General features: G+C 46.2%; 11 protein-coding genes. 2 read left to right on the top strand and 9 right to left on the bottom strand.

Going from position 1 to position 13,370, the window contains the following annotated elements; translation table 11 throughout:
- Positions 1–100 precede the first annotated feature (100 nt).
- From DXC51_RS20545 to DXC51_RS20520, 6 genes are all read right to left on the bottom strand, one after another.
- Complete coding sequence (locus tag DXC51_RS20545; RefSeq protein ID WP_102287619.1) at positions 101–817, bottom strand: RraA family protein; 717 nt, start codon at positions 815–817, stop codon at positions 101–103.
- Positions 818–829: 12 nt separating this feature from the next.
- Positions 830–2,212, bottom strand: coding sequence for an ABC transporter substrate-binding protein (locus DXC51_RS20540; protein ID WP_102287618.1), 1,383 nt, complete (start codon positions 2,210–2,212; stop codon positions 830–832).
- A 98-nt stretch (positions 2,213–2,310) separates the two neighbouring features.
- Complete coding sequence (locus tag DXC51_RS20535; protein WP_117545290.1) at positions 2,311–3,147, bottom strand: carbohydrate ABC transporter permease; 837 nt, start codon at positions 3,145–3,147, stop codon at positions 2,311–2,313.
- Between the two features lie 15 nt (positions 3,148–3,162).
- Positions 3,163–4,044 (bottom strand): carbohydrate ABC transporter permease, encoded by an 882-nt coding sequence (locus DXC51_RS20530; RefSeq protein WP_242991311.1) that lies wholly within the window; start codon positions 4,042–4,044, stop codon positions 3,163–3,165.
- An 18-nt stretch (positions 4,045–4,062) separates the two neighbouring features.
- Positions 4,063–6,114 carry a glycoside hydrolase family 31 protein gene (locus tag DXC51_RS20525; RefSeq protein ID WP_117545301.1) on the bottom strand — a complete coding sequence of 684 codons (2,052 nt, stop codon included), beginning with the start codon at positions 6,112–6,114 and terminating at the stop codon, positions 4,063–4,065.
- Positions 6,115–6,292: 178 nt separating this feature from the next.
- On the bottom strand, positions 6,293–7,117 hold the full coding sequence (locus tag DXC51_RS20520) for a helix-turn-helix domain-containing protein (protein ID WP_117545289.1): 825 nt from the start codon (positions 7,115–7,117) through the stop codon (positions 6,293–6,295).
- 229 nt (positions 7,118–7,346) lie between these two features.
- On the opposite strand from DXC51_RS20520, the gene DXC51_RS20515 reads away from it, so the two are divergent.
- On the top strand, positions 7,347–7,781 hold the full coding sequence (locus tag DXC51_RS20515) for a PPC domain-containing DNA-binding protein (protein WP_102287615.1): 435 nt from the start codon (positions 7,347–7,349) through the stop codon (positions 7,779–7,781).
- A gap of 20 nt (positions 7,782–7,801) precedes the next feature.
- The gene (locus DXC51_RS20510; protein ID WP_102287614.1) at positions 7,802–9,244 is read left to right on the top strand and encodes a 4-hydroxyphenylacetate 3-hydroxylase family protein; all 1,443 of its coding nucleotides are present in this window, start codon (positions 7,802–7,804) and stop codon (positions 9,242–9,244) included.
- 128 nt (positions 9,245–9,372) lie between these two features.
- Here the strand turns inward: DXC51_RS20510 and DXC51_RS20505 are convergent, their stop codons facing one another.
- The 3 genes from DXC51_RS20505 to DXC51_RS20490 form a co-directional block, all read right to left on the bottom strand.
- Positions 9,373–9,666, bottom strand: coding sequence for a hypothetical protein (locus tag DXC51_RS20505; protein WP_117545288.1), 294 nt, complete (start codon positions 9,664–9,666; stop codon positions 9,373–9,375).
- A 151-nt stretch (positions 9,667–9,817) separates the two neighbouring features.
- Complete coding sequence (locus tag DXC51_RS20500; protein WP_021639015.1) at positions 9,818–12,208, bottom strand: phosphoketolase family protein; 2,391 nt, start codon at positions 12,206–12,208, stop codon at positions 9,818–9,820.
- A 278-nt stretch (positions 12,209–12,486) separates the two neighbouring features.
- Positions 12,487–13,335, bottom strand: coding sequence for a MurR/RpiR family transcriptional regulator (locus tag DXC51_RS20490; protein WP_021639013.1), 849 nt, complete (start codon positions 13,333–13,335; stop codon positions 12,487–12,489).
- Positions 13,336–13,370: the final 35 nt, after the last annotated feature.

Genomic DNA, 13,370 nt, shown 5'->3' with positions numbered 1-13,370 from the left:
TCCCTCCGTCTTTGGCACAGGGCTCCGATTTAAAACCCCCCCCCGCCGTTCCCGGCAGAGGAGGTAATTATCTGTTACGAAAAGCCGTTCTTACAACTCATTACCCTTCAAACTTTTCCTGATTATTAACGACGCTTTCGTCCAGTTCCCAGCCAAGCTTTTCATATTTTTCCCGACGGGCATTTTTATCATTGAATAATTCTCTGTGAGCGTATTTCGCCACATCCTTTGCTATCTTTCTGGGCACGGCAATCACACCGTCGCCATCTGCAACAATAATATCTCCGGGTCTGATTGTTACGCCGCCGATTGCAACAGGAACATCCTTTGCATCATACTGCAGCCTGACCTGATCCATTTTCTGTGATACAAAATAACTCCAGACCGGAATTTCTTCCTGGATGACCTCATCAGTATCTCTGATTCCGCCGCCGTTTGTCAGAAAGCCTCTGGCCCCCTTAATCTTAGCTCCCAGCGCATTTTCAGAACCCATAAGCCCCACATCCACACCGGATACGTCAAGGACCACAAAATTTCCTTCTTCAATTTCATCAAACCAGGGATAAATACATACATTTCCATAGTACCAGTTGGACCACTGGGTATATTCATCTCCGATCACCTTCGGATCCGGACCTTCGTAAGGAAGATATCTGGCCGTTTTAGCAATCCCAACGGCTCTTGTCCGGTACAGGGGCCTGATTTTATAATCAAGAGTCCCATAATGATGATATCCCATCCAATCCATGCCATCTCTTACATCCGCCACACGCAGTGGCTCAAAAAGTTTGAGTAATTCTTTGTCTTCGCTGTTCATAGCTTCCTCCGGTTAATTTTTATTTGCTTCCAAAATAGAATTCGCTTCTTTCATAAATGCCGCAGCAGCTGTAGCAGAATCCTCCTGTCCATATCTTACCTTATCGGCAGCAGTCTGATAGGCTGTTGCAATTTCACTTGCTCCCTTTGCCGCCGGTGTTGCTGTGTCACAAAGAGGCATCAGTGCCAGTGCAAAATCAATTGCTTTCTGGTTGGGTTCATCCAACAGAGGCTTAATAAATTCTGCCATATCGGAATTAGCCGGCACACCCTGATCCATCTTAAACAGTTCCATTGACTGCTCTGTATTTACGAAGAAATTAATCAGCTTTGCAGCCGCTTCCTGATGGGCTTCATCAATATTGGAAGATATCGCAAAATGTGCGCCTTCAAGATATTCCGCACGGGTTCCGTCATCCGCAGTGGGAATTCTGATTGCCGAAATATTATTGTCAGGCATTGCATCTGCATATAAATACAGCTGATTTATCGGAACATTATGAAGAACCATTTTACCTAATGAAAATAGCCTCTGCTCCAGAGCCAGGGAACCATCTTCAGAAGCTGTTGCCGCATCCGGGATGGCTCCTTCCTCCCTAAGGGCGCTCCACATATCCAGGAAGTCAACCACAGTTTTTTCTTCAAACCCAAGCTGGCCATCCGCGGTATAGTTATCTCCGCCCGCCTCTCTTGATGCCCAACGGAAGCAGTTGATATCAGCGGAGCTGTCTCCTGAGAAATAAATTCCTGTACCTGCTGCCGCATCCGTAAACTTCTTAGCTTCCTCCTGGAACTGAGCCCATGTCCAGTCCTCATTGTATGCCGGAAGCGTAACACCATATTGTTCGGCCAGCTCATTATTTACAAGATAACAGGTAAAGCTCACCCCCATGGAAACCATATAAAGCTTGTCTTTATATTTTCCGCTGTCGATAATTGCATCTGAAAATTTTGACAAATCAATGGTGCCATTATCCACATAGGGCTGAATCTCCAGCAAAGCGCCGCGAAGTGCATAATCAGCAGCATACTGAGGATGCATTCCAAACATATCGGGAGCATTTCCTCCGGCAACCTGTGTTGACATCTTGGTCCAGTAATCGGACCATGACATAGGCTCCCTCATAACCTTAATATTGGGATTCTCCGCCTCAAATCTGTCACAGATCTCATTGTACATATCATTCCTCTTGGTATCACCCCACCAGGAGAAGCGGATTTCCACCTTTTCCCCGTCTGCCGGCTTTTCTGCCTCAGTTTCGGCCGCCTGCGTTCCTTCTGCCTTACTTTCAGCTGCCGGCGCCGGATTTTCCGTCGTTGCCTTACTTCCGCATCCTACGGCTGTTAATGCCATTACTGTCGCAAGAAGCACCGCTAACATTTTGTTGTGTTTCATACTAAAAACCTCCCGTATTATTTTTTTTGAACCGTATTATAAAGCAATCCGTTTGTCAGATTGCACGGTTTTAAATATAATTTACGTTTGCCTGCCGCTTATCCTTTAATACTTCCCGCAGTTATTCCTTCCACCAGATAATTCTGGAAGAAAACAAACATCAGGAACAAAGGAAGCAATGATAAGGTTGACATGGCAAACAACGCGCCCCAGGAACTGTTCCCTGTAGCATCCACAAACTGACGCAGCGCCAGTGCCACAGTAAATTTCTCAATTCCCGTTATGTACAGCATCTGTGAAAAGAAATCATTCCAGGTCCAGATAAAGGTAAAAATTGTTGTTGTTACAATTGCAGGTACGGATAGCGGGACGGTAATACGGATAAAACGCTGCCATTGTCCACAGCCATCACAAATAGCCGCTTCATCAATTTCTTTCGGCAGCCCCCTCATATACTGTGTCATCAGAAATACAAAGAAACCCTCCGTGGCCAGGAATTTCGGCACCATTAACGGCAGATAAGTATTAATCCAGCCGAGTTTATTGTACATAATATACTGTGGAATCAGCTTTACATGCATGGGAAGCATCAGCGTTCCCATCATAAGTGCAAACCAAAATCCCTTCAGCGGAAACTTGATTTTGGCAAACGCATTTGCCGCCAGCAGACAGGAAGACAGATTCCCAATCATGGCTACAATAACAATAAGAAAAGAATTCATAAAAAATCTTCCGAAGGTAACGCCTGACAGCCCTTGCCAGCCTTGTGAGTAATTATCCGTTTTAAAGGTCTCAGGCAAAAAATGGGTTCCCTGGAAAATTTCCAGCGTATCCTTAAAAGAAGCACTGATCATCCACAGCAGAGGGTACAGCATTAACAATGCGAACGTAATAATAAATACATGATAAAATACATTTCCAACTTTTCTTTTCATACCCTGCCTCTCCCATCAATCATCATAAAATACCCAGAATTTAGCGAACAGAAACATCAGTCCGGTTACAACTGCAATAATAAGAAGCAATATCCAGGCCATCGCGGATGCATATCCCATCTGGAAGTGGTTAAATGCCTTAATATACAAATACAGTGAATAGAACAAGGTGGAATCCAGCGGTCCGCCGGAACCATTGCTGATAATATACGCGGAGTTAAACGACTGGAAAGCGTTAATAACCTGCATGACGATATTGAAAAATACCATTGGAGTAAGCAGCGGAAGCGTAATTCTGAAAAACTGCGCTATTTTACCCGCCCCATCCAGCGTTGCCGCCTCATAATAATCCTCCGGTATCTGCTTCAGTGATGCCAGGAAAATAACCATGGATGCGCCGAACTGCCATACTGCCAGGACAATCAGCGTATTCAGGGCAGATGAGGGCGTTGCAATCCAGTTCTTTCCTTCAATTCCAAAAACAGCAAGAATCTGGTTAAATACGCCTTCCTTGTTAAACAGCTGCCTCCACAAAATAGATACTGCAACCGATCCCCCAAATAAGGACGGCAGATAATACATTGCCCGGTAAACCTTCACTCCCCGCCTGTTTTTCTTAAGCATCAGGGCAACCAGCAGGGCGAAGGCCAGCTGCAGAGGTACGCTGACAATAACATATTTAAAGGTTACCTTTAAACTGTTTATAAATCTTCCGTCTGCAAACAGGGATTCATAATTTTTCAATCCCACAGGGATAGCCGGTGTCAGCATATCATACTGTGTAAATGAAAAATAAAGTGATGCAATCATCGGAATCAATGTAAGACCAAAGAAACCGACTAACCAGGGCAGCAAAAACAAATAACCGGCAATTCCTTCCTTGACATTTTTTTTCACCTGTAACACTCCTTTCTTTTATAAATCAAATTCAATCTTTGCGCCGTTTCTGATAAATACAGGGATCTTATCAACAGGCGCATCCACCATCACACTGGTTCCTCCGGAATATTCCTCTTTACCGGAAGCCGCTGTCCACTTTTCATTCCCCGGGAAATAAACCATTTTTTCCCTTTGTCCCTCCTCCGTAACCGGCGCTACGAGAATATCCCGCCCAAACAAATACTCGTCCTTTACATTCCAGCACTCAGGATCCTCAGGATATTCCAAAAACAAAGCCCTCATAAGCGGCATTCCGGTCTCATGCGTTTCCTGCATTAAATCTGTAAGATATTCTTCAAGGCTTTTTCTGATTAATACATACTTCAATAAAATTCCGTAAATCTCTTCTCCGTAGCTGTATATTTCGTTAGGCTGTCCGCTGGTAAACTGTTTTACCCCATTTCGGAATTCCTCTTCCAGTTTTTCAAAGGGCTGCCTCGCACCATGCATCCGGAGCACCGGAGTGAAAACCGCCCATTGGAACCAGCGGATCAATAGCTCTCTGAATGTTTTATCCCCCGGATAACCGCCTAAAAATCCACCGATATCGGTTGCCCACCACGCAATTCCGGCAATTCCCATACTTATCCCTGCCTGTACCTGCTCCTTCAGCGCCCGGAATGATGAGTGTACATCTCCCGACCAGACCAGCGTCCCGTATTTCTGGCTTCCCGCCCACGCACAGCGTATCAGATTCATTACCCGTTTCTGGCCGCTGCCTGTCATTCCATCCCAGAACGTCCTGGCATACAATACCGGATAATAATTGCTTATCTCCAGTGCAGGTCCTGCCTGATACCTGAAAAGGTCATAATCATAAGGGCCATATTCCGGTTCTGCCTCGTCCAGCCAAAACATTCTGATTCCCTTATCATAATAATTTTTTCTGCACAGGTTCCAGACAAATTCTCTGGCCTCTGAAGAAAACGGATCCCAGAATCGGGTTTCTCCCATCCAGTTCATATGTATCTGGAGTCCCCGGTCATTTCTAACAAGATAACCCTTGTCCTCCATTTCCTTTTTCCCTGACGCACCTGCATCTACCGTAGGCCATACCGATACCATAACTTTGATACCATATTCCTCCAGTTCCTTTACCATTGCTTCCGGATCCGGCCAGTCCTTCGGATCAAATCGAAATTCTCCCTGTTTAGTCCAATGGAAAAAATCTATTACTATGACATCAACAGGAACCTGACGCTTTTTATATTCTCTGGCTACTGCCAGCACTTCCTCCTGATTCCTGTAACGCAGCTTTGACTGCCACAGGCCAAGCACATAAGAAGGCATCAGGGGAGAACGGCCTACGGCCTGTGTAAACTGTCTGAGTATTTCTTTCGGTGTTTCAGCCGCGGTTATATAATAATCAAGTTTTTTTGTCCGTTCTGCAGTCCATTCTGTTCTGTTATTTCCAAATATCACCTTCCCGATAGCCGGATTATTCCATAGAAAACCATAACCACGGCTTGACAGGTAAAAAGGGATACTGCACTGCGTATTTTTTTGTTCCAGGTCAAGAATTTCACCTTTTTTGTTCAGATTTGTTTCCTGATATTGGCCTAAACCATAAATTTTTTCATCTTCATATGCTTCAAATCTTGCTGTCAGCCTATATTCCGCTGCCCCCTGTACAGCCTTAAATTCTCTGGCAGAGGTATCCTGCGGAACAGCGTAGCGTTCCAGACGGTTCCGGTTTCTCCAATATTCCTGCAATAATACTTTACCGGTACAATCTTTAAAACATATCCAGCCTTCCGGATTGATTTCCCCCCGGATACGTCCATTTTCCATGTATCCACACTGAGCTGTCTGCCCCTGCTCCTCCCACGGTGCTTTTAATTCACACTCCTGTATCCCAATCTCCGGTTCCGCATCCGGCACCGCCTCTGTCAGCGCCCAGTTTCTTTCATCCTCTGAACCAGCTGGCTGCATGACAACTCTGAGAGAATTCATCCCCCATGGCATCATACGTAACAGCATCCCGTCCATCAGCATACATAGATTTTTATTATCCTTCCAAAGTCTCATACATTCCTCCAAAAAATGGACAAAAAAACAGTGCCTGCCCGTTTCAAGAAACATATTGCAAGCACTGCACAAAAAACAATTCGTGAATATGCCAGCTCTTTGTTTCATTTCCCCTGTTCATGCTGAAAATATACACAAATATAAAGCCGCATTCCACTCATTTTTTGTCCGTTTTAATTTACTTTTTGCTTTTCAAGCTCTTTTTATATTGACTGGGTGTCACACCCCTGTGCTTTTTAAAAATACGGTTAAAGCACTGAATACTCTTAAATCCGGTAGTATATGCTATATCGGTGATACACATTTCCGATGTCTGAAGCAGTTCTTCCGCCTCTCTCAACCGAATAGAATTCACATAATCCAGAAAATTTAGATTCGTTTTCTTTTTAATATATTTAGAGCAGTAAGCTGTACTGAATCCAAGATAATCCGCCACCATGGTTAATGTAATATCCTTGTGGAGATTATCTTCCATAAACTGCTGCATTTTATAAATATTTTCTGTGTTTTCAACTGTTTTTGTCGGAATATACTGCTTGATGGTATTTTTATTGCTTAATATTTCTATCGTCAGCTCTGATGCCTTTATTCCGGAATAACATTCATTCATCCTGCCATATTGGGCATTTATAAGCTCCTTAAAAATACTTTTCATCTTATCCGTAGTTTTTATAATCAGAGTATTCCTGTAAATTTCCGTTAATCTTTCTTTTGTATCCAGATAGCTCAGTATGTTTTTCAAATATACCTTTGCCACCCATATCACAGTACCCGGCTCGGTTTTCATATATGCATGCATGGCATTGGAACTGACAATCATTATTTGCCCTTCCACTACACTGTACATATTGCCGTCTACATCAATGTCCAGTTTTCCCTTATCCAGATAAATAAACTCCATTTCATTATGCCAGTGATTGCAGATTGCAAATCCATGCGTAACAACACTGCCGTATATATTGTCTTCAACAAGCATCCTAATAATGGTACAATTATCAGCCATCTTATCTCCTTCATATTTGTTGCCATGCTACCTTTCTATTGTAGTGGAAAACAATGTTTTTTTCAACTCCTGCCGCAGCTTTGCCAACAGTTTCTAAATGAACGGTTATTGTTCCCTGCTAAAGAGAGGAAAACAAAAAATAAAAATAACAGGACAAAAATAAGACAGACTTTTAAACAATATGCTTTTAATATTTTAATATAACTATATTTTATCGGGAGGGATTGCCATGCACACATTTACAACAAATGAAATCGGAAGAATAATAATTATCCATCTGGGAAAGGGCGAAGATATTCTGTCCTCCGTCCAGTCGGAAATCAATCGTCTGAATGTTAGGAACGGCATTTTAGTATCAGCTATAGGATCCTTAAGATGTGCAAAGCTTCATGCGATTACCACACTGGAGGATCTTCCTACTAATGAATATTTTACCTACACAGATCCCATTGAACTTGGCAGTGCTCAGGGACTTATTATAAATGGCGAGCCACACTTCCATCTTACCGTCTCAGACTCCAAACGGGTTTATACAGGTCACATGGAACCCGGCTGCGAAGTACAGTATCTTGCCGAATTAGCCATATTGGAACTACCTGAGCTTTCCGTAACCAGAAAGCTGGATGAATTCGGAATTTCTTATATATCAGCTTTGGAAGAATAAAGACAGGAGTAATATACACTATGATGACAGGTGAACAATATATTGAAAGCATCCGACGCATGAAAATGCATATTTTCTGCCTGGGCGAAGAACTGGAAACAGCTGTTGGGCATCCTATGCTGCAGCCTGCGCTTAATTCTGTAAAAATGACCTATGATCTTGCTCAAGATGCGGAATACAAAGAACTGATGACCGTTGTTTCCCCTTTAACAGGCAAAATAATAAACCGTTTTACAAACCTGCACCAAAATACTGATGATCTTATAAACAAAGTTAAAATGCAGCGTGTTCTCGGTCAGAAAACCGCGTCCTGTTTTCAGCGTTGTGTGGGCATGGATGCCATGAATGCTGTATACAGCACGACCTATGATATTGATCAGAAATACGGCACCAATTATAACGAGCGATTCAAAAAATTTATTATTCGTTGCCAGGAGGAAGATCTAACAGTTGACGGCGCTATGACTGATCCAAAGGGTGACAGAAGTCTTCCTCCTCATCTGCAGGCGGATCCGGATCTGTATTTGAGGGTTGTGGATAGACGCGCTGATGGGATTATCGTCAGAGGTGCAAAAGTACATCAGACAGGTATCTGCAATTCACATGAGGTACTTGTTATGCCTACCATTGCCCTTGGAGAGGAAGATCGGGATTATGCCGTATCTTTTGCCGTCCCGACCGATACCGAAGGTATCACCATGATTATAGGCAGACAAAGCTGTGATACCAGAAAGCTTGAAGATTCCTGCCGCGATGCCGGCAACTGCAGGTTCGGGGGTGTTGAGGCGCTTACTATCTTCAATGATGTTTTTGTACCCAATGAAAGAATTTTCATGGATGGTGAGACAAAATATGCAGGCCTTTTGGTAGAACGTTTCGCGGGCTACCACAGACAGAGCTACGGCGGATGTAAGGCCGGCGTTGGAGATGTGCTGATTGGAGCCACAGCTCTTGCCGCCGAATCCAACGGCGTTGCAAAGGCATCACATATAAAGGATAAGCTGATAGAGATGATACACCTGAATGAAACCCTTTATGCCTGCGGAATTGCCTGCTCCTGTGAAGGGCATAAGACTCCCAGTGGTATCTATGATATAGATACGCTGCTGGCGAATGTCTGTAAACAGAATGTCACTCGCTTTCCGTATGAAATTGCAAGACTGTCACAGGATATTGCCGGAGGACTGATGGTTACCGCACCTTCAGAAAAAGATCGCACAAATCCTGAAACAGCGCCTTTCATTGAAAAATACCTGGCCGCTTCCTCCTCTTTTTCTACCTCTGACCGCCTTAAAATATTACGTCTTATTGAAAATCTGACTCTCGGATCAGCGGCAGTCGGTTATCTGACAGAATCCATGCATGGAGCAGGCAGTCCGCAGGCACAGCGGATTATGATCTCCCGTCAGGGTTCTTTGGAAAAAAAGAAGGATTTTGCCAGGTCTATACTGGACATAAATTAAGTCTGTAAATCCAGAAAGAGGATGCCCCGCTAAAGGCATCCTCCTTTTTCGTCCTGCCGCCAGGCATACATTCTTTTTTGATAACCGCAGCCTTCCTGTGCCTTCGGCTCTGCATCCCCCAGGCCCTATCAGGCCCTAATATCCTCCAGCTTCCCCTCAAACTCCGTCATATCCGTCTCCGTCTCAAAGAACTCTTCCTCCGGATACGCATCCAAAACCGCATTCTCCCCAGTCCCGGCCGCATCCCTTTCCGCGCCGCTTTCAAGCTGTGACTCCTGTCCTTCAAGCCGCGCCTCCTGTCCCGCTTCCGTTCCCAAGATCTGGAACCCATGCATCCCCAGGGCGGCGGCCGCAACCAGCACCGCAGAGCCCAGCCCCAGCAATCCCATTCTTTTTTTCACTGAATTCTGTGTAAATTTCATGAAAAAACCCCTTTCCGGATAAAAAAGTCAGTTCCATTTGAATCAAATATCCCCGCAGTTTTATTCTACCCGGAAAAGGGCAGTTCTAACATCAAAGTACTGTTATGCTTTTGTAAAGAAAAAGTAACGCTGTTTTGGCAGGACTGTTATATCATCTTCCGAACGGCGTATGCCATTTCCAGTCGCGCACCTCCGGCAGATCCTGTCCGTATTCCGCAATATACTGCTTGTGCTCCACCAGCTTGTCGCGCATCTTCTGCAGCAGATAGGATCCCTTGTTTCCAAGCTGGGGCAGGTTATTGATCACCGACTGCACCAGATGATAGCGGTCAATTTCATTCTGTACGCGCATATCGAAAGGCGTGGTAATCGTCCCTTCCTCCTGATAGCCGTACACATGCAGGTTCCGGTTGGTACGGTAATAGGTCAGCTCATGGATCATGGTCGGATAGCCATGGAACGCAAATATGATAGGTTTATCCTTCGTAAATAACGCATCATAGTCCGTATCGCTCAGGCCATGCGGATGCTGGAATGCGGACTGCAGCTTCATCAGGTCAACCACATTCACAACACGGATTTTCAGCTCCGGCATGGCATCCTGCAGAATAGTCACTGCTGCCAGCGTTTCCAGCGTGGGTGTTTCGCCGGCGCAAGCCATTACCACATCCGGTTCCGCGCCCTGGTCGCTGCTTGCCCACTCCCAGATTCCCACGCCCTGGGTGCAGTGCTTCACCGCCTGCTCCATGGTCAGCCACTGCGGCCTGGGATGCTTGGAGGTCACAAGCACATTCACATAATTTTTGCTTCTGATGCAGTGATCAAAGCAGGAAAGCAGACAGTTCGTATCCGGCGGCAGATACATGCGCACCACATCCGCCTTCTTATTGGCGATATGATCCAGGAAACCGGGATCCTGATGGGTAAATCCGTTGTGATCCTGCTGCCATACATTAGAAGAAAGAATCAGGTTCAGGGAAGCGATTTTCTGTCTCCAGGGAAGCTCGTTGCATACCTTCAGCCATTTTGCATGCTGCGCCGCCATGGAGTCAATGATACGGATAAACGCTTCATAGCTTGCAAAAAAGCCGTGGCGTCCGGTGAGCAGATAGCCCTCCAGCCATCCCTCGCACATGTGCTCGCTGAGCATGGAATCCATAACCCTTCCGTCCGCAGCCAAGAATTCATCCTGTTCCTTCTGTTCGGCATTCCAGCTCCTGTTCGTCTCTTCAAATACGGCGCCCAGGCGGTTTGACATGGTTTCATCCGGTCCGAAAATGCGGAAGTTCCTCGTCTCTTCATTTAATTTGAAAATATCCCTTACAAAGCTGCCCAGGTTAATCATATCCTGGGATTCCACAGAGCCGGGCGCAGGGACCTCAATCCCGTAATCCCTGAAATCCGGCAGGCGCAGATCACGCAGCAGCAGTCCGCCGTTAGCATGGGGATTGGCGCTGATTCTGCGGTTTCCTTCCGGAGTCAGCGCACGAAGCTGCGGAATCAGACGGCCATCCTCATCAAACAGTTCCTCTGGATGATAGCTTTCCAGCCATTCCTTAAGCACCTTCAGGTGCTCCTCGGGCTTATCCATCAGAATCGGCACCTGATGGGCGTGGAAGGAGCCTTCAATCTGCGTTCCGTCCACTTCCTTAGGGCCGGTCCAGCCCTTGGGTGTGCGCAGGACGATCATCGGCCAGAACGGGCGGGCGGTATCACCGTTCTCCCTGGCATTTTTCTGGATTGCCTTGATTTCTTCTATTGCCTGATCCAGCGTTTCCGCCATTTTCCTGTGCATGGTCATGGGATCGTCACCCTCTACAAAGTAAGGCTTCCAGCCGCAGCCATGGAAGAAGCTCTCGATTTCATCGTGGGAAATTCTGGAAAAAATAGTAGGGTTGCTGATCTTGTAACCGTTCAGATGCAGAATGGGAAGCACCGCCCCGTCCGTTACAGGATTCAGGAATTTATTGGAATGCCATGCCGTGGCCAACGGGCCGGTCTCCGCCTCACCGTCTCCCACAATACATGCGGTGATCAGATCCGGATTATCAAAAACAGAACCAAAAGCATGGGCGATGGAATAGCCCAGTTCGCCGCCTTCATTGATGGAACCGGGTGTTTCCGGAGCCACATGGCTGGAAATGCCTCCGGGGAAGGAGAACTGCTTGCACAGCCTCTTCAGTCCGTCCATATCCTGGCTCACATTGGGATATACCTCGCTGTAGGTTCCCTCAAGATAAGAGTTTGCCACGAAAAAGTTGCCGCCGTGCCCGGGCCCGGAAATGAGGATCATATCCAGATCGTATTTTTTTATGGCACGGTTCAGATGCGTATATACAAAGTTCTGTCCGGGCACTGTTCCCCAGTGTCCCACAATTTTTTTCTTAACATCCTCAAGGGTAAGAGGTCTGCGAAGCAACGGGTTGTCCAGCAGGTACAGCTGTGCCGCCGCCAGATAATTGGCTGCGCGCCAATAGGCGTCCATCTTCTGCAGATACTCCTCCGTCAGAGGCTGCTTTTCAGCAATCATTGTGTTTTCCATTGTTTTCCTCCTCGTCGTGTCCCGACACGAAATATGCTTTATCCATATTATTTCCCATTTATTTTATCGCAGTCATTTTTTCTTCGCAACCGGTTTCAAAAATTTCGTAAGATTTATCAGACGCCCTTCTGCAAAGCTTCTGCCTGCGGGAAACCTTGTCCATCCCTTCCCCCCTCTCCTCCCTCCGCAGTCGGAAAAATGCCCTGATTTTCTGGTAATTTTCGGAAAACCAGGGCAATCCTCTTCAACAATATGTCAATACGGGCAAGGCCTGTTGTTCAGCACACCTCATCCTCCGTCCCTCTCCGTCCGCTTTCTTTTTTTCCAATAGCGGTCAGTGTATCCTGAAAAAGCGCCGTCCTGTACTTGGAATCCATTCCCATAAAAAGGCTGTAAATCACGTCCGTAATTATGAGGAACGGCAGCTGCGGGGATATATTGTCCCCAAGAGACAGCCCTTCCACCGCCGGGACCGTCAGAATCTGTCCGAACTGCTCCTGGAAATGCTGCTTCCGGCAGGCTGTGATCAGCACCGTCTCCGTATGATGGAGCCCGGCTGTGCGCAGCGCGTCCAGCACTGCCTCCGTCTCCCCGCTGATGCTCATGCCGATCACCAGATCCTCCGGCTTGGTAAGCACCGCCTGCATCTGCATCAGGTGCGGATTGTCGATAATTTCCACCAAAAGCCCCAGCCGCATGAAACGCAGCTTGAACTCCCGCGCCGCGCAGGCGGAGCTGCCCAGGGCGAAAATATAAACCCTGGCAGCCTCGGATAAAGATTCGCAGAACCGATAAACCTGTTTGGTAATCCCGCCGTCAAAATGCAGCAGTATTTTCTGGTAGGTATCAATGATTCTGTGCAGCAGCTCCTCATCATCACACTGTACCATCTGAAAATTAATTTCATATAAATACTGGAATTCCCGATACCCGGAAAACCCGATTTTTTTGGAAAATCTGGTCATGGCAGGCTCCGAAACATGCAGCCTGGCAGCCACCGCCTTGGCGGAAAATTCCATCTTTTCCGTATTGCTGAGGAAAAAATCGGCAATAATGCGCTCCGTATTCGTCATCTTTTTATAGTGCATCCGGATTCTTTCCATGATGTCCTGAAAATAAATATTCATCTCTCGCTCGCTCCATGCTGTCAATAAGAACCGCT

This window comes from Eisenbergiella massiliensis (assembly GCF_003435485.1).
The sequence above is the reverse complement of the archived record's forward strand: the minus strand, read 5'-3'. Positions and strand labels throughout refer to the sequence as shown.

Coding starts and splice junctions, on each gene's coding strand:
- DXC51_RS20520 (WP_117545289.1), bottom strand. CDS start 7,117: ATGGCTGATAATTGTACCATTATTAGGATGCTTGTTGAAGACAATATA.
- DXC51_RS20540 (WP_102287618.1), bottom strand. CDS start 2,212: ATGAAACACAACAAAATGTTAGCGGTGCTTCTTGCGACAGTAATGGCA.
- DXC51_RS20515 (WP_102287615.1), top strand. CDS start 7,347: ATGCACACATTTACAACAAATGAAATCGGAAGAATAATAATTATCCAT.
- DXC51_RS20535 (WP_117545290.1), bottom strand. CDS start 3,147: ATGAAAAGAAAAGTTGGAAATGTATTTTATCATGTATTTATTATTACG.
- DXC51_RS20490 (WP_021639013.1), bottom strand. CDS start 13,335: ATGAATATTTATTTTCAGGACATCATGGAAAGAATCCGGATGCACTAT.
- DXC51_RS20500 (WP_021639015.1), bottom strand. CDS start 12,208: ATGGAAAACACAATGATTGCTGAAAAGCAGCCTCTGACGGAGGAGTAT.
- DXC51_RS20505 (WP_117545288.1), bottom strand. CDS start 9,666: ATGAAATTTACACAGAATTCAGTGAAAAAAAGAATGGGATTGCTGGGG.
- DXC51_RS20545 (WP_102287619.1), bottom strand. CDS start 817: ATGAACAGCGAAGACAAAGAATTACTCAAACTTTTTGAGCCACTGCGT.
- DXC51_RS20525 (WP_117545301.1), bottom strand. CDS start 6,114: ATGAGACTTTGGAAGGATAATAAAAATCTATGTATGCTGATGGACGGG.
- DXC51_RS20510 (WP_102287614.1), top strand. CDS start 7,802: ATGATGACAGGTGAACAATATATTGAAAGCATCCGACGCATGAAAATG.